Raw genomic sequence first — 264 nt, 5'->3', positions numbered from 1 at the left:
CTGTCCTTAGTACGAGAGGACCGGGATGGACGCACCGCTGGTGTACCAGTTGTCTTGCCAAAGGCATCGCTGGGTAGCTATGTGCGGAAGGGATAAGCGCTGAAAGCATCTAAGTGCGAAGCCCCCCTCAAGATGAGATTTCCCATTTCTTCAAGAAAGTAAGACACCTCAGAGACGATGAGGTAGATAGGCCGGGAGTGGAAGAGCCGCGAGGCTTGGAGCGGACCGGTACTAATCAGTCGAGGACTTGACCAAAGCTAAGCA

Annotated in this window: 1 rRNA gene; it reads left to right on the top strand. The window is 53.8% G+C overall.

From position 1 onward, the window contains the following. Positions 1-255: ribosomal RNA gene (locus FC20_RS09830) — 23S ribosomal RNA — on the top strand; the annotation flags it as partial. Positions 256-264 lie beyond the last annotated feature (9 nt).

Origin of the sequence: Lactobacillus equicursoris DSM 19284 = JCM 14600 = CIP 110162, from assembly GCF_001434815.1 — a bacterium.
In the GTDB taxonomy this organism is placed as follows: domain Bacteria; phylum Bacillota; class Bacilli; order Lactobacillales; family Lactobacillaceae; genus Lactobacillus; species Lactobacillus equicursoris.
The sequence above is the reverse complement of the archived record's forward strand: the minus strand, read 5'-3'. Positions and strand labels throughout refer to the sequence as shown.